This window comes from Bradyrhizobium sp. USDA 4473 (genome assembly GCF_054063335.1).
The window spans coordinates 4394243-4410263 of sequence record NZ_JBSSGE010000001.1 but is presented as its reverse complement, the minus strand read 5'-3'; the positions used below and the strand labels follow the sequence as shown (position 1 = coordinate 4410263).

Annotated in this window: 13 protein-coding genes and 1 pseudogene; 6 read left to right on the top strand and 8 right to left on the bottom strand. The window is 63.0% G+C overall.

Going from position 1 to position 16021, the window contains the following annotated elements:
* Positions 1 to 5 precede the first annotated feature (5 nt).
* The 3 genes from ACVW17_RS20465 (at position 6) to ACVW17_RS20455 (ending at position 4288) form a co-directional block, all read left to right on the top strand.
* The gene (locus ACVW17_RS20465; protein ID WP_456753549.1) at positions 6 to 1928 is read left to right on the top strand and encodes a flavin-containing monooxygenase; all 1923 of its coding nucleotides are present in this window, start codon (positions 6 to 8) and stop codon (positions 1926 to 1928) included.
* Positions 1929 to 2434: 506 nt separating this feature from the next.
* Positions 2435 to 3064 (top strand): DsbA family protein, encoded by a 630-nt coding sequence (locus tag ACVW17_RS20460; RefSeq protein WP_456753548.1) that lies wholly within the window; start codon positions 2435 to 2437, stop codon positions 3062 to 3064.
* A gap of 285 nt (positions 3065 to 3349) precedes the next feature.
* Complete coding sequence (locus ACVW17_RS20455; protein WP_456753547.1) at positions 3350 to 4288, top strand: GAF domain-containing protein; 939 nt, start codon at positions 3350 to 3352, stop codon at positions 4286 to 4288.
* A 979-nt stretch (positions 4289 to 5267) separates the two neighbouring features.
* Here the strand turns inward: ACVW17_RS20455 and ACVW17_RS20450 are convergent.
* Together ACVW17_RS20450 and ACVW17_RS20445 are read right to left on the bottom strand one after the other, a co-directional pair.
* Positions 5268 to 6362, bottom strand: coding sequence for a hypothetical protein (locus ACVW17_RS20450; protein WP_456797813.1), 1095 nt, complete (start codon positions 6360 to 6362; stop codon positions 5268 to 5270).
* Between the two features lie 110 nt (positions 6363 to 6472).
* A complete protein-coding gene (locus ACVW17_RS20445) occupies positions 6473 to 7099 on the bottom strand; it encodes an invasion associated locus B family protein (RefSeq protein WP_456797812.1) in 627 nt (208 codons plus the stop codon).
* A gap of 110 nt (positions 7100 to 7209) precedes the next feature.
* On the opposite strand from ACVW17_RS20445, the gene ACVW17_RS20440 reads away from it, so the two are divergent.
* Both ACVW17_RS20440 and ACVW17_RS20435 read left to right on the top strand, forming a co-directional pair.
* A complete protein-coding gene (locus ACVW17_RS20440; RefSeq protein WP_456753544.1) occupies positions 7210 to 7338 on the top strand; it encodes a hypothetical protein in 129 nt (42 codons plus the stop codon).
* Positions 7339 to 7402: 64 nt separating this feature from the next.
* Positions 7403 to 7867 carry a GNAT family N-acetyltransferase gene (locus ACVW17_RS20435; protein ID WP_456753543.1) on the top strand — a complete coding sequence of 155 codons (465 nt, stop codon included), beginning with the start codon at positions 7403 to 7405 and terminating at the stop codon, positions 7865 to 7867.
* Positions 7868 to 8102: 235 nt separating this feature from the next.
* Here the strand turns inward: ACVW17_RS20435 and ACVW17_RS20430 are convergent, their stop codons facing one another.
* The 6 genes and pseudogenes from ACVW17_RS20430 to xoxF5 form a co-directional block, all read right to left on the bottom strand.
* Complete coding sequence (locus ACVW17_RS20430; RefSeq protein WP_456753542.1) at positions 8103 to 9245, bottom strand: epoxide hydrolase family protein; 1143 nt, start codon at positions 9243 to 9245, stop codon at positions 8103 to 8105.
* A 74-nt stretch (positions 9246 to 9319) separates the two neighbouring features.
* Complete coding sequence (locus ACVW17_RS20425) at positions 9320 to 10273, bottom strand: hypothetical protein (protein WP_456797811.1); 954 nt, start codon at positions 10271 to 10273, stop codon at positions 9320 to 9322.
* A 183-nt stretch (positions 10274 to 10456) separates the two neighbouring features.
* Positions 10457 to 11021: pseudogene (gene gfa, locus ACVW17_RS20420) on the bottom strand (S-(hydroxymethyl)glutathione synthase).
* A gap of 33 nt (positions 11022 to 11054) precedes the next feature.
* Positions 11055 to 12164 carry an S-(hydroxymethyl)glutathione dehydrogenase/class III alcohol dehydrogenase gene (locus tag ACVW17_RS20415; RefSeq protein WP_456753539.1) on the bottom strand — a complete coding sequence of 370 codons (1110 nt, stop codon included), beginning with the start codon at positions 12162 to 12164 and terminating at the stop codon, positions 11055 to 11057.
* Positions 12165 to 12213: 49 nt separating this feature from the next.
* Entirely contained in the window at positions 12214 to 12690 is a 477-nt protein-coding gene (locus ACVW17_RS20410) for a c-type cytochrome, methanol metabolism-related (RefSeq protein ID WP_456756482.1), read from the bottom strand.
* A 123-nt stretch (positions 12691 to 12813) separates the two neighbouring features.
* A complete protein-coding gene (gene xoxF5, locus ACVW17_RS20405) occupies positions 12814 to 14619 on the bottom strand; it encodes a lanthanide-dependent methanol dehydrogenase XoxF5 (RefSeq protein ID WP_456753538.1) in 1806 nt (601 codons plus the stop codon).
* 421 nt (positions 14620 to 15040) lie between these two features.
* Between xoxF5 and ACVW17_RS20400 the strand changes: the two genes are divergently transcribed.
* Positions 15041 to 16015 (top strand): helix-turn-helix domain-containing protein, encoded by a 975-nt coding sequence (locus tag ACVW17_RS20400; RefSeq protein ID WP_456753537.1) that lies wholly within the window; start codon positions 15041 to 15043, stop codon positions 16013 to 16015.
* Positions 16016 to 16021: the final 6 nt, after the last annotated feature.

Genomic DNA, 16021 nt, shown 5'->3' with positions numbered 1-16021 from the left:
GAGGCATGAATATCGAGCTTCCGCGCAAACACCTCGATCTGTCCTCCGCCATCGCCGAGGGCGACATCCGTGTGTTGCTGATGGTGCTGGTGCACATGACCGGCGACGAGAAGTGGCTCGAGCCGCCCTACAAGCCGAAGCGCGACGTGCGCCTGATCCCCGATCCGGACGCCGGCGTGCCGAAGGAGATCCAGGACGAAATCCGCGCCGCCGTGCTGAACCTGTTCGCCAACGGCACGCCGAAGCCAGCCATCACCGATCCCGGCGATGAGCTGATGCTGAGGATGATGCGCGCGACGCTCGGCGAGAACGTCACCCCGGAGTATGCGCCGCTGATGCGGGAGGAGATGGGCTTCGTCCCGCGCGATGCGCGCTGGCGCACGCCTCCGTCCGACGCAAAGCTGGCGCAGCAGCATGTGCTGATCGTCGGCGCCGGGGTATGCGCGATCGCGCTCGGCGTCGCGCTCGGACGGCTCGGCATCCCCTACACCATCGTCGAGAAGCAGGACGAGATCGGCGGCACCTGGTACGTCAACCGCTATCCCGGCTGCGGCGTCGATACGCCGAACCATTCCTATTCGTTCTCGTTCGGCGCCCGCAATCCGTGGACGCGCTATTTCGCACAGCGTCAGGAGCTGCTCGACTATTTGCTGAAGGTCGTCCGCGAATACGACATCCGCGAGCATGTCCGCCTCTCGACCGAGCTCGTCGCCTCGCGCTGGGACGAACGCAGGCAGCGCTGGATCTCGACGCTGAGGACCGCCAGCGGCGAAGAGAGCTTCGAGTCCACCGCGCTGGTCAGCGCGATCGGCCAACTCAACGATCCCCTGCCCGCCCGCTTTGCGGGAGACGAGAAATTCACCGGCCTCAAGGTTCATTCGGCGCTGTGGTCCGACGACATCAAGCTCGACGGCAGGCATGTCGCGGTGATCGGCACCGGCGCGACCGCGATGCAGCTGGTGCCATCGATCGCCGACCGCGTCGCCTCGGTCACCGTCTACCAGCGCACCGCGCAATGGGCGCGCCCGGTGAAGGGCTATTCCGATCCGATCACCGAGGGCGCGCAGTGGCTGCTGGCCCATGTGCCGTTCTATGTGCAGTGGTATCGCTTCAACATGTTCTGGCGCTACGGCGACGGGCTGCTGCCTTTCCTGCGCAAGGACCCGGCCTGGCCGCATCCCGAGCGCGCCGTCAACAAGGGCAACGACCGGCATCGCCAGGAACTGGCCGACTTCATCCGCTCCGAGCTGAAGGATCGCCCCGATTTGATCGAGAAGTGCATGCCGACCTATCCGCCCTACGGCAAGCGCATCCTGCTCGACAACAACTGGTTCAAGACGCTGACCAAGCCGAATGTCGAGCTGGTCACCGACAAGATCGATCATTTCGCGGCAGACGGCATCGTCACGGCCGACGGCACATCGCGGCGGCACGACGTCATCGTGATCTCGACCGGCTTCAAGGTCTCGGAAATGGCGGCGCGTCTCAACATCACCGGGCGCGAGGGCAAGAACCTCAAGCAGGTCTGGGGCCACGACAATCCGACCGCGTATCTCGGCCTCACCGTGCCTGACTTCCCCAATCTGTTTCTGATGCTCGGACCCAACTCGGGGCCGGCGCATGGCGGCAGCGTGATCTTCCAGTCGGAATGCCAGAGCCGTTACATCTCCGCCTGCCTCGTCGAGATGATCGAGAACGACATCGCCGCGATCGACGTGCATCCCGACGCGCATGATGCGTACATCCGCAACGTCGATGCCGAGCATGAACAATTGATCTGGACGCATCCGGGCATGACGACCTACTACCGCAACAGCAGCGGCCGGGTGTTCTCGGCGATGCCGTGGCGGTTCGTCGACTACTGGAAAATGACGCACGATCCGGACCTCACCGCGTATCGACAGACCAGGTCGCGACAGGGATCCTGACCTGAATTCCCTGGCTCGTTAACTTGACAGGCGGCCATAACTGCCGCAGCATTTCGCCGACTGCACCTGTTGGGGTGCTGGAGCGCCTGCTCCTCGCGTCGCAGGAATTGACGGACGATTATGGGATCGGCCGCCAGGCAGCAGAAGCGGACAGACGTCCGTCGGCCCACTCTTGGAGAGGAGCATGACGCCACCGGCGCAAGCCAGTGACCTTGCTCAGCGGCAAGGTCTCGGTGCACGTTGAGGCTGATAGCAGCTGCTAGCCGCGTGTACCGCCGACAATCTGAACATATCCGCAGGACGAGAGCGCAAAGGCCAAGCGCTTTTAGGTCCCGAAACACCACTGGTCCAAACCAGAGATCCTTCGCTAAAACGAAGTAGCAGGGCCCCGCGATGCTTGACTGCACCGGGGCCCACTCGTTTGCGCATCGTCCCTCTGTCGCCCCGCCGCATTGCGCCATCGTGCGGGATCGGGAACAATTGCTCTGACGCGACGAGGAACGTTGATGGAAAAGCCGAAGGTCCGAATCTACACCGACTACAAATCTCCTTATGCCTATGTCGCCAACAAGCGGCTGTTCGAGCTCGAAGAGGCCTGCGGCGTCGAACTGGAATGGCTGCCCTACACGCTGCGCATTCCCGAATTCATGGGCACGGTGGAGGCGCGCACGCCGCACTTCTGGCGCAAGGTGCGCTACTCCTACATGGACGCGCGGCGGTTCGCCAACGCACAGGGGCTGACCATGAAGGGCCCGCGCCGCATCTACGACGCGTTCTACGCCAGCGCCGGGATGCTGTTCGCGCAGCGTCACGGGCTGTTCCGGCCGTATCACGACACGGTGTTCCACAGGTTCTGGAATCACGAGCTCGAGATCGACGACCTCGCGGCGATCTCCGGCGTGATCGCCGCGATCGGCGGCTCCGCCAAAGCATTCAAGGCCTATGTGCACGGCCCTGCCCGCGCCGAGCACGATCGCATCATCGACGAGGCCGAGGCACTCGGCGTGTTCGGCGTGCCCAGCATGGTATTCAACGGCGAACTGTTCTGGGGCGGCGACCGCATCGATATGCTGGTTGAGCGGATCAGAAATCCGGAGTCGATCGCGTCTGCGCTCGGCAGCAGGTACCGGCCGTAAGGCATCAACCGTCTCGAATTCGACTACGACCCTTCTATCCGCCGCTGTGCATCCTCGAGGACACCTATGAGCGGATGCTGCCGAAGCCCGGGCGTGCCGCGCGCAACGGCGAACTCGCCTGGCCGGCGCTGCTGCGCAAGCTCGACCGGGCCGATCCGTCGTATCGGAACTGAGACGAAATCGGGCCTTCGCATCAACTTTGGGCGGCGCTTGCCCGCAATTTGAGCGCACGTTTTGCCGTGACTTCACCGATGCTAGTCGACAGCGAGGCGGCAGGTGCGTGCGATGAAGACCTTCATTCGCGTTGTTGAACTGTGGGTGCCCGATCGAACGCGGACGCGGCTCGAATTCGGCGGCAGCCTCTCCAGTAGCGAGTTCGCGGAGTTCAACGCCGTCAGCGAGAACGCGTTGTTCGCCTATGACGAGGGCCTTCCCGGCAAGGCCTGGGCCAGCCGCCATCCGGTCATCCTGACCGAATTCGCCAACTCCTGTTTCAAGCGAGCCGACGAGGCGATCGAAGCCGGCCTGACCTGCGGTGTCGCGCTTCCGGTGTTCGCCGGCGAATTTCTGATGGCGGTGATGGTCCTGCTTTGCGGCGACGACAGGAAGCATGTCGGCGCGATCGAGCTCTGGCACAACGACCCCGACAGATCCCACGAGATGGCGCTGGTCGACGGCTACTACGGCACCGCCGACATGTTCGAGTTCAACTCGCGTCACACCAAATTCCCGCGCGGCTTCGGTCTGCCCGGCCGGACCTGGAAGGCGGGCATGCCGCTGATCATCAAGGACCTGCACAATTCCAGGAGTTTCCTGCGCTGGGAGGACGCATCCGAGATCGGCATCAATTGCGGCGTCGGCATTCCCTACACCATCGGCGATCAGACCTGGGTGGTGACATTCCTGTCGGCCCAGGCGACACCGATCGCCCGCCGGTTCGAGATCTGGGTGCCGAACGAGCAGCGCTCGGCGCTGCTGTTCCGCGCCGGCGATTGCAGCGAGCAATCCGATCTCGCCAAACTCTATGCAACGACGACGATCCGACGAGGCGAAGGCAGCATCGGCGGCGCATGGGCGACCGGCATGCCCGCGCTCACCGAACATCTGAAGCAGGATGAATCGATTGCGGCAACATCGGCGCGCGCCTCCGGCCTCGACCAGATGGTCGCACTGCCGGTGATCGAGAACGCCCGGCTCAAGGCGGTACTGGCGTGGTATTTGTAGTTGTCGCGTTTGCAAATGTCGCCTCCGCAACATTGGTTGTCTCGGCAAAAGCCGGGACGACAGGTGTTTCTCGCCACAAGATTCCCAACAACGTGGTGTCATCACCCGGCTTGACCGGGTGATCCAGTATTCCAGAGACAGCGGTGCTTGAGTCGAGAAGCCGCGGCGTACTGGATCGCCCGGTCCCGTCTACGCCAAGGCTTCGACGAGGCAAGCAGTCCGTGGCGCGCCGAAGCTTTAGCGGAGGCGGCGAGCCGGGCGATGACAGTTGTGGATGAGGACGCAGTTTTGCATTCTCGCGACATGATTTGTCCGAGTCTTGCTTCTCGTTCCGCCCTCTCCGTTGGTGAGGGCGCAGGGAAAGCCGGGTGCCGATCGCACCCATGGGCCCCGTGCAATGGGTAGAAAGCACGGGGGGTAGGACCACAGGTGTAACCGGAGCAATCCGGCTTTCCCTGCGCGATGGCTTACGGCTTATACGTGCTCTCCCCGGCGAGACTTGGCTTTGTTGTCACCGTCTTCGCAACGCGCATTGCGCAATCGGAAAAGACACCTGCCACTAGGGCGTCAGGCCTGCACGATTTCGCCGTCCGCCTCATGCGCACTCGTCAGTTGCGCAATCGGCGTCCACCGCATCTCGACCCACGTTCGTGACGACCGCGAAGCGCCCCTCGTGTCGGGTGAGACGGACGGAATTGGATCACTGATTTGCCCGACGACGGAAGCACTGATTTGCCCGTCGGGGTGATTTGTCGCAGGTGCCTCCATCAGCCCCGATATTGAGCCTTGCACGCGATCGGTCGATCTGCGCGCGCGGCAATTGCGGGATCACCTCTTCGCCGAACAGCGCGAAGGTTTCACGGCGGCCAGCCGATACGCCTCTGCCGGATGAAATTCGCTAACAGCCCGTACCAGGTTGGCTCGGAATCTTCGCACGATGCAAGTGTGGTGACCACGCCACCGTGTCATGCCGCACAGTCTACTTCAGCAACTGCGCGTCGAGAGCCACCTTGCCGCTCTCGGACATCGCACCGCAGCGCCACAGCGCGCTCGACAGCGGCGGTGAGCCGGGCGTGCCGGTCCAGGCGAAATAGACAAGCCCGGCGAGGCTGCCGCGTTGTGCATAAGGCGCGAAGTCGCCCATCATCTCGCGGGTCACGCGGGCGCGGCTCGCGTCATCGAGCGGGCAATTCGCGGCGTTGTTGTTGAGCCCCCATTCGGTGATCCAGCATGGCTTGCCCGCTAGGCTGCCCGGCGGCCGGCATTCGGCGAGATCGTATTTGGCAAGCTTGGCCTTGCGCGCCGCGCTGATCGCCGTCCCTTCATGATTGTCCGGATAGACATGGATGCCATACGCATCCACCAGCGTATCGAGACCGTGCGCACGCATGAAGCGCAGCGTGGTGTTGATGCCAACGACATCCCCCTTGGCCCAGTTCGGCAGCGGGCCATCGTCCTGGTCGTAGGTCCCGAGGCCTGCGGTGGTGATCGGCGTGTGCCGGTTCAGCGTGGAGTGGTCCCGCACATCCTTCAGCACCGCCATCACCTTGAGATATTGCAGGAAGCCCTTGGCGATCTGCTTGCCCTCCGGGTCATGATCGAGGTCGTCCAGGCTGAGCTGCCGCGCATTGCCGTGCCGGGCCACGAACTCCGGATTGGTGCCGGAGAGGTTGATCTCGTTGCCGAGCTCGAACGCGGCAAGGGTGATGCCCTTGGCTTCGATCGCCGCGAGGATTGGCGCGAAGGTCTCGCGGAACTGCTGCGGGTCCGCGGCAGACAACGGCTTTTTGCCGAACGGATCGTAGCCGCCGAAATGATAGATCAGCCACTCCACGCTGAGACCGTGTTGTGCCGCCCGCTCGGCGAAATCGACGCCCTTGGCGTCGAGCGTCAGGCTGGCACGGATCACCCGCACGCCGGCGGTGTGGATGTGGGCCAGCATCGCGTCCTGATCGGCAACGCTGAGCACATAGGGATTGATGACATTGACACCGACAGAGGCGCCTTGCGCGCGCGCATCCGCCGACCAGAGCGCCGCCAACAGTGCTCCGGCGGCAAGCAATCGAGCGATCACGCTAATCTCCTCTGTCCAGCCGCAAGTGGGTTCAGAGATTCGGATCGCGGCAACGCGACAATATGCCGGCCGGGTGAACCGGGGCTGAACGCAGACCTGGCGCCAGGCGGTCAGCTGCCAAGCTGGATGGTGCGCTCCAGCGCTGCAGCAAAACCGTTGAGGGGAACATTAAAGACGACAGCCTGCCCATTGCTGATGTTCTGCGCAGCGACGGTGAGCGTCTTCGCCTTGCTGATGGTATCGGTCACGGCAGTCGGAAACGAGACCGGAAGCAGGCAGCCTTGCGCCGTACACGTCGAGAAACGTGTCTGTTCCAGATCCTTGCCGTCGAGCTTGAGGACGGCGCCGGCGTCGAACTTCAGCCCGAACGGCATCAAGATGTTGCCTTCGGCTTTTCCCTCCCTGGCGATCAGCTCGATGGCGAAGATCTGCTGATTGGTCTCCTTGGAAAGCTGTGTCTGCCCGAGCGTGCACAGCTTGGCACCGCCGTCGAGCTGGCATTTGACGATCCAGTCTCCGTAAGTCTCGCTGATCGCGGAAGCGCCCTTGGGGAGCGGGACTGCCCGCACCGCACCATCCATCGCGGAGGTCTGGTGCCGCGAGTCGACTGGAATCGAGACGGTGTCGCCGGCGTCGGATTTATCGGAGGTGCGAGCCGCTTGCGCCGAACCGACGGCTGCAAGCACCACGAGAGCTGCGATGGCCCGAAGACGCCTGTCCGCTGTAACCCTCACCATGCACTCGCTCCGCCTCGTTAACGTCCCGAAACCGATTTCCGCTTTACGCGAACAATTCGTGGGTATAATTCCCACGTAACCGAGATAGGTCTACTTGGAGAACCGCGGACATGCAAGAGCTTATCGCCGCCAGCGTGATTGTTGCGATCGTTGCATTCTGCGGCGGGTATTTTTGGGCAATTGCACGCGAGGCCAAGGCATCGAACAGGGGTTCGAACAAGCAGCAGCGGAAGTGGTAGTCCTGCGCCTCCATTGCTCTTGCGAGATTTGCCCACCGGGCGCGTTTTCAACTAAGCTTGCCGGATGGACATGCTCGTCAAGCTCTACGCCCTGCCCGATTCCCGGCCCGCCTATGATCGATTGCAGCAGGGTGGAATCGTCATGCGCCGGGCGCTCGCGCCCGAAAAGCACAAGGTCACAGCCTGGGTGCGCGAGACATTCAGCGAGGCATGGGCGAGCGAGACCGATGTCGCGTTCAGCCGCCAGCCGGTATCGTGCTTCATCGCGACCCAGCACAAGACAATCGTGGGATTCGCCTGCTACGACGCGGCCTGCCGCAACTTCTTCGGTCCGACCGGCGTCGCGCCGAAAGCGCAACAGGTTGGAATCGGCAAGGCACTGCTGTTCGCCTGTCTCGAGGACATGAAGCACCAGGGCTTCGGCTACGCCATCATCGGCGGCGTCGGGCCGGCCGAATTCTATGAGAAGGCGGTCGGCGCGGTGGCCATCGACGGCTCCGCGCCGGGGATTTATCGGGGACTGCTGTAGTTCATGGCCTGTAGGATGGGTGGAGCGACTTGTCCGCCGTAGCTCGAAGAGCGAAGGCGGAAGCGATACCCATCAACTCAGATTCGAGGCGAGAACGATGGGTATCGCTTCGCTCCACCCATCCTACGCAGCTAAACCCATCGACCTCGCCCACGGGACAGATGATGGGTATCGCTTCCGCCTTCCTCTTCGAGCTACGGCGGACAAGTCGCTCTACCCTCCGCAGCTTCTGTCTTCAGCGCAGCGTGCCGAAAAACTTCCGCACCTCGCCGACGAACAGCTCGGGCTGTTCGAACGCCGAGAAATGTCCGCCCTTCGGCATCTCGCTCCAGTGCTGGATGTTGGTGAAGTTGGTCTCCATCCATTTGCGGACCGGCGTGACGATCTCCTTGGGGAATACGGCAACGCCGGTCGGCACGGCGACCTTGTGCGGGGTTCGCTTGCCCGGCCCAAAGCTTTCCCAGTAGAGCCGCGCCGACGACGCAGCCGTCGCGGTGACCCAGTACAGCATGACATTGTCGAGCAGTTCGTCGCGGCTCAGGATGTTTTCCGGATGCCCGTCGCAATCGGTCCAGGCCCAGAATTTCTCCAGGATCCAGGCCGCCTGCCCGCTCGGCGAATCCGTCAGGCCGTAGCCGAGCGTTTGCGGCCGGGTGGACTGCTGCTTCGAATAGCCGGAATCCCAGTCGGCGTAATATTTGATGCCGTCGAGCGCGCGGGTCTCTTCCGGCGTCGGCTGGCCCTCGACATTGGGCCGCGTCGACATCGCAAGCGTGATATGGATGCCGCCGCAATGTGCCGCGTCCTGCCCGCCGATCGCGGTCGTGACCGCCGAGCCCCAGTCGCCGCCTTGCGCGAAATAGCTGGCGTAGCCGAGCCGCTGCATCAGGACGGCCCAGGCTTTTGCGATCCGGTCGACGCCCCAGCCCGTCGCCGAGGGCTTGGCCGAGAAGCCGAAGCCAGGCAATGACGGGCACACCACATGGAAGGCGTCGGTCGCGCTGCCGCCATGCGCCGTCGGATCGGTCAGTGGTTCGATCACCTTGTGGAATTCGACCACCGATCCCGGCCAGCCATGGGTGATGATCAATGGCCGCGCCTCCGGATGCTTGGAGCGGACATGGATGAAGTGGATGTCGAGCCCGTCGATCTCGGTGGTGAACTGGCTGAAGCGGTTGAGCCGCGCCTCGCGCTGCCGCCAATCATAGCTCTCGGCCCAATAGTGGCAGACGTCCTTGATCCATGTGAGCGGCGCGCCCTGGCTCCAGTCGGAGACCAGCTCGGCCTCCGGCCAGCGGGTCCGGCGCAGCCTGAAGCGGAGATCCTCGAGGACATCGTCGCTGACGTCGATGCGAAACGGGCTGATGGCGGTCGTCATGGCGTCTCCCCGGGATGCAGGACTTTCCAGGGAAGATAGGGTCGGACGGTCAGCCGATCAAATCACCGCCTGCACTACCTTCCGATCGCCGCATCAAGCAGCGCCTGGGCCTGCTTCGTGGCCTCAGTGAAAGCCGGCTGCTGTGGCGCCTGCTGAACGAAGCAGCGCTTGAAGGCGTCGTCGCCCTGCTGGCGCAGGTCGCCGAGCTTGTCATATTCCTTCCTGGTGATCTGCTTGCGCGCGAGCTTGTCGGCCGCATCGTCGGCTTTCTTGTTGTAGTCGGCATGGATCGCCGTACACGCCGGGACTTTCACCGTCGGCTCGATCTCGCCATAGGCGATATAGAACTTGCCGTTGGCGAGAACAGCGACAAACACCTCGTCGGCGGCCTCGGGCGTCGAATCCTGGGTGCGGCCGGCCAGGAAGCCGTAAGTCAGACTGGCCGACGCCGGCTTGGTGACCGTCAGCGCGTTGAAATTGATCACCGCGGCATCGGTCGAGATCGCCTGGGTGTAGAGGCCTTCGAACTTCAGCGCCGCTTCGACCTGTTGCGGCACGTTCTTGCTGGCCTTGTCCCACCAGGTCTTGTGCTCATGCAGCCAGCGGGTGAACAGGGCCTCGGTGGTGACGACGATATGGGCCTTGGGCTCGACGAAACTGCCGTCGGCGCGCTTTTCGCCGATCCTGGTGCCGTCGCGGCCGGTGTCGGCATCGAAGCGCAGGCCGTCCAGCATGCCGAACCCCATGTCGCCCTTATATAGAGTATCGAGATTGAGCTGGGCGGGTGCAAAGCCGGGTCGCGACGGCTCGGCCAGAATGGCCGCCAGCTGGGCCTTCAGCCCGTCGCGCGCGGCCGCCTCGGCCTTGTCGGCAGCCTCGTCGATCTTGTTGTCGTTCGACAGCTTGGCGAATTTGGCGATCGCGGCGTCGCGCGCGGCGATGTAGCGGTCCTCCGGCGATGCCGCGCGGGCGTGCGAGAGGACCAGGATCGGGGAAAGGACGAGGGCAAGGCGGAAAATAAAATGCATGCCCTGTGGTCGCCCGCAGGGCATGCAAGGTTCAAGGTCACGGGTACTACCAGCATATCCCTCGCCGGCAGGCCCGCTGCCGGCGCAGGATCTCTTCAGGGCCCGGCCATCAGGCCGCGGCTGTCGGCTGCCTCTTCCTTAGGCCGCCCTCTTCTTTACGCCGCCTTGTTTAGGCAGCCTTGTTTAGGCCGCCTTGGACTTCGCCACGTGGGTGGCGATCGCGTCCATCAGCGGCGGCGACAGGCAGTCGTAAGGCTCGAGCCCAAGCTCCTTCAGCCGCGACCTGATCCCGGCCATATCGGCCGGCTTGACGCCGGATTCGATCACCGACGACACGAAGGCGGCAAATCCCGGAGCCGCCGAGCCGGACTCCTGGAACAGCTCGGGGTGGATGAAGTCGAGGCCGTAGAACGGATGGCCCTTGTTCTCGATCCGGCCGTACAATGTGGGTGCCGCAGCCGGTGCAGGCGTGGCGCTGGATCACCGCCGCGCTGTCTACGATCTTCAGCTTGTCGCCGTTCTCCAGCACGGTGACGTTCTCGCGCGGCACCACCGCGACCACCGAGAAGGTGGCGCCCGACGGCTTCCAGCACTTGGTGCAGCCGCAGGCGTGGTTGTGGGCGACGTCGCCCTTGACCCCGACCTTGACCTTCTTGTCCGCGCATTTGCAGACCAGCGTGCCGCCGGCAAAACTGCCGGAGCCTTGCTTGACGCCATTGTCGACCGACGGGTGGATATGAACAGTCATTGACCTATCCTCCTAGTGCTTGGTGTTTTGATTTCAGAATACGACGACCGAACGGATCGATTTTCCCTCGTGCATCAGGTCGAAGCCCTTGTTGATCTCCTCGAGCTTCAGCACATGGGTGATCATCGGATCGATCTGGATCTTTCCGCCCATGTACCAGTCGACGATCTTCGGCACGTCGGTGCGGCCGCGCGCGCCGCCGAACGCGGTGCCCTTCCAGACCCGCCCGGTGACGAGCTGGAACGGACGCGTTGCGATCTCCTTGCCGGATTCCGCGACGCCGATCACCACCGAGACGCCCCAACCGCGGTGACAGGCTTCCAGCGCCTGGCGCATCACGGTGGTGTTGCCGGTGCAGTCGAAGGTGTAGTCGGCGCCGCCGTCGGTCAGGCCGACCAGATGCTGGACGATGTCGCCCTGCAGCTTGGTCGGGTTGACGAAATGCGTCATGCCGAACTGCTTGCCCCAGGCTTCCTTGGAGTCGTTGATGTCGACGCCAACGATCTTGTCGGCACCGACCATCTTGGCACCCTGGATCACGTTGAGGCCGATGCCGCCGAGGCCGAACACGACGACGTTGGAGCCCGGCGTCACCTTGGCGGTGTTGACGACCGCACCGACGCCGGTGGTGACGCCGCAACCGATATAGCAGCTCTTGTCGAACGGCGCGTCCTCGCGAATCTTGGCCACCGCGATCTCGGGCAGCACGGTGAAGTTCGAGAAGGTCGAGCAGCCCATGTAGTGGAACACCGGCTTGCCCTTGTAGCTGAAGCGCGAGGTGCCGTCCGGCATCACGCCCTTGCCCTGCGTCGCGCGGATCGCGGTGCAGAGGTTGGTCTTCTGGCTCAGGCAGCTTTTGCACTGCCGGCATTCCGGCGTGTAGAGCGGGATCACGTGATCGCCCGGCTTCACCGACGTCACGCCGGCGCCGACCTCGCGAACGATGCCGGCGCCTTCGTGGCCGAGCACCGAGGGGAAGATGCCTTCGCTGTCGAAGCCGTCCAGCGTGTAGGCATCGGTGTGGCAGATGCCGGTCGCCTTGATCTCGACGAGGACCTCGCCGGCCTTGGGGCCTTCCAGGTCGAGCTCGACGATCTCGAGCGGCTTCTTTGCTTCAAATGCGACTGCGGCGCGGGTCTTCATCTTGGTCTCCACTAAACGTCAAACAGGTTGCCATTCGCGCCGGTCACGCTCACTTCTTGTTGCCCATGCAGGCGTCTTCGGCCTTGCCGTAGGCTTCCGACTTGTCTTCGTGCTTGGCCGGTCGAACGCGCCCAACCGCATCGTTGGCGCGGGCGCGCAGGTACACATAGAGGTCGTCCATGTAGCAGGCAACGTTCGGGTTATCGCCGAACGCCGGCATCACATTCTCCTGCGCCGTGGACACGTTCTTGCGTCCGCTCGCAACGATGCCCATGAAGTCGGGATAGCTCATGGTCTTCAGCGAATCCTTCAATGCCGGCGCATAAGTCGAGCCCATGCCATCGGGTCCATGGCAGACGTGGCACTCCGAATGATAGCGGCGGTAGCCCGAGTAGGTGTACCAGTCCACCGTGCCGTCGGCCGTAACCTTGAACGTCGGGTTTCCATCCTTGTCGAGCCATTTGCCGTCTTCGTTCTTGACGGCGGTCGGATCACCCACATCCTCGGCGGAGGCAACTCCGCCCATTGCCACGACCAAGATCGCAGCAGTCACAAACCAGATCTTACGCAAAAGCATATCCTCGCGTGCAGATTGAAGACGGACCGGCGCATGGAGTTCGCTCCATGCGCCGGAACGAGGTCGCTCAGCTCACTGCTGCGGCAGCGAGAACACGGTGAGCGTTCCACCGAGCGCGGTGTAGTTGCTCAGCGCGGCATAGCCGCCGACTGCACCGAGGCCGGCCGTCGGATCGGTCAGACCAGCCGCGAGGCCGATGCCTGCCCAACCGCCAACACCCGACAGAACTGCGACATACTGCTTGCCGTTGTTCTCGTAGGTGGTGACGTTGCCGATGATGCCGGACGGGGTCTTGAACTTGTAGAGCTCCTTGCCCGTCTTGGCGTCGACAGCCTTCAGGTAGCCTTCCAGCGTGCCGTAGAACACCACGCCGCCGGCGGTCGCGAGTGCACCCGACCAGACCGAGAACTGCTCCTTGTTCGACCAGACGATCTTGCCGGTCTTGCCGTCCCAGGCAATGAAGTTGCCCATGTTGGTCTCACCGGGAGGCGGATACATCGACAGCGTCGCGCCGACATAGGGCTGACCTGCGGTGTAGCTCACCTTGAACGGTTCGTAGTCCATGCAGACGTGGTTGGTCGGCACGTAGAACAGCTGCGTGTCGGGCGAGTAAGCCGCCGGCTGCTCGTCCTTCGAGCCGAGCGCTGCCGGGCAGATGCCCTTGACGTTGACGTCCTCGCCGGCCTTGTCGGTCGACGCTGCGTCAAGAACCTTCGGACGACCATAGGTCGGCGAGTCCTTCTTCATGTCGACGCCGGAGGTCCAGTTCACCTTCGGATCGTACTTCTCGGCGACCAGCAGTTCGCCGGTGGCGCGATCGAGGGTGTAGCCGAGGCCGTTACGATCGAAGTGGGTCAGGAGCTTACGCGGCTTGCCATCGATCGACTGATCCGAAAGGATCATCTCGTTGATGCCGTCATAGTCCCATTCGTCATGGGGCGTCATCTGGTAGACCCACTTGGCGACGCCGGTGTCCGGGTTACGCGCCCAGATCGTCATCGACCACTTGTTGTCGCCGGGCCGCTGCTTCGGATTCCAGGTCGAGGGGTTGCCCGATCCGTAGTACACGAGGTTCAGTTCGGGATCGTAGGAGATCCAGCCCCAGGTCGCGCCGCCGCCGATCTTCCACTGATCGCCTTGCCACGTCTTCAGGCTCGAGTCCTTGCCGACCGGCTTGCCGAGCTCGGTGGTCTTGTCGTCGACCAGGATCTGATCATCCGGACCTTCCGAGAAGCCGCGCCAGACCAGCTTGCCGGTCTTGATGTCGTAGGCGCTCATATGCGCCTGCACGCCGAACTCGCCGCCGGAGATACCGATCAGGACCTTGTCCTTGATCACCATCGGTGCGGAGGTGCCGGTCGAGCCCTTGCTCGGATCGCCGTTCTTGACGCTCCACTCCACCTTGCCGGTCTTGGCATCGAGCGCGACCAGCGTGGTGTCGGCCTGGTGCAGGAAGATCTTGCCGTCACCGTAGGCGACGCCGCGATTGACGGTATCGCAGCACATCACCGGAATGACGTTCGGATCCTGCTTCGGCTCGTACTTCCAGACGATCTGGTTGTCCTTCGAAAGGTCAATAGCGTAGACCTTGTTCGGGAACGGCGTATGGACGTACATCATGTTGCCGATGATCAGCGGACCGCCCTCGTGGCCGCGCAGCACGCCGGTCGAAAACGTCCAGGCGACCTGCAACTTTCCGACGTTCTGGGCGTTGATCTGATTCAGCTTCGAGTAACGCTGATTGGAGTAATCGCCGGTCGGCATCACCCAGTCTTTCGGGTTCTGCGCCATCTTGTGGAGTTCGTCATTGGCAGTGGCAGCTCCGGCGGCGAACACCGCCATTGCCCCAAGGCTGGTCGCGTATAGCAGCTTGCGCATCGTGGATTTCCTCCCAGGTTCAAGAGCTCAAGGGTTTCCGCCGAAACGGCCCCACTTCTTCCATTTTGGTACCCCAGTCGTAGTCCGATCGAATCCGGCTGACTTGCCCAAAAGAGAAGAGCCGTTTGCTCAGAAGCGAACCTTCATGAGATTTTTCCAGCCCCGGTCGGAATTGGCAGCAAGGGTTGCTTCATGTTGCAGGGCATCAATCGCGGCTGACGCCGTTCGAGCGCCAGTTTGACGCGTGCTAAGGTTGCGCTTGACGAGCCCAGAACTAAGTCGGAGGATCACCCGACATTGACCGGGAAGATGTCCCGTCGCCTCCCTAAGCTGTTCAGAATCAGGGAGAAGGCGCATCATCCCGGACCAGACCTAAGCTCTGTTGGCAGTCACGTTGGGGATCGAATCGGTGGCTGGAAAGATGTCCGATACAGTCCATTCACTCAGCACGAACGGATTGACGCCCAAGCGTCAGATCCAGCGCTGGTCGGATGCGCTCACTGACCTCTGCGGTCAGTTCGACGTCGATGCGCTGGAAGGATCCTCGCTTGAAGGCCGGATCAACTACACCACCGTGTCGCGGCTGAAGTTGTGCCAGATCGAGGCAAGCCAGCATCGCATCGCCCATGCGCTCTCGCGCATTAAGCTGAGCGAGCATCCCTACATCAAGATCGTCTTCCAGACCCATGGCGTCTCGCATTTCGAGCAGGACGGTCTGCACTTCGACATCATGCCGGGCGACTGCTTCGCCTATGACGTGTCGTGTCCGCACACGATCATCAGCCCGTCCCTGACGCGTCATGAGGTTGTCATCGTTCCAAAGGACCTGCTCAAGGAGCGCGGCTTCCAGCTCTCCAAGATGGCGCCGTGCAAGCTGTCGGCGCGCAACGGCACCGGCCGCATCGCCTATGATTTCGTCCATGCTGCGTTCGGCGAGGCGCCGACGCTGACCCCGGTCAACGCGGTCGGCGTCGCCGATGCGCTGATCGACCTGCTGCTGCTGCCGCTGCGCGAGACCGGCGCGATGTTCGATCGCGGCAGCGCCGAGGCGACCTATGTGCGGGCCCAGGGCTTCATCCGCGAGCACCTGCGCGATCCCGATCTTTGCATCGACCGCATTTCCGCGGCGCTGGGCTGCTCCAAGCGCTATCTGCATATGCTGTTCAGCGATCGCGGCATGACTGTCAGCGACTACATCTGGAAGGCACGGCTGCAGAATTGCCGGCAGGAGCTGGAATCCCAGAACGGCAAGACCATCACCGATGTCGCGTTCTCATGGGGCTTCTCGAGCTCCTCGCATTTCAGCCGCGTCTTCCGGAAGTATTTCGGCATCGCGCCCTCCTCCGTCCACAAGGGTCTGCACGGCGGCATACCGGTGGATGTGGTGCTGGAGTAGCGCTTC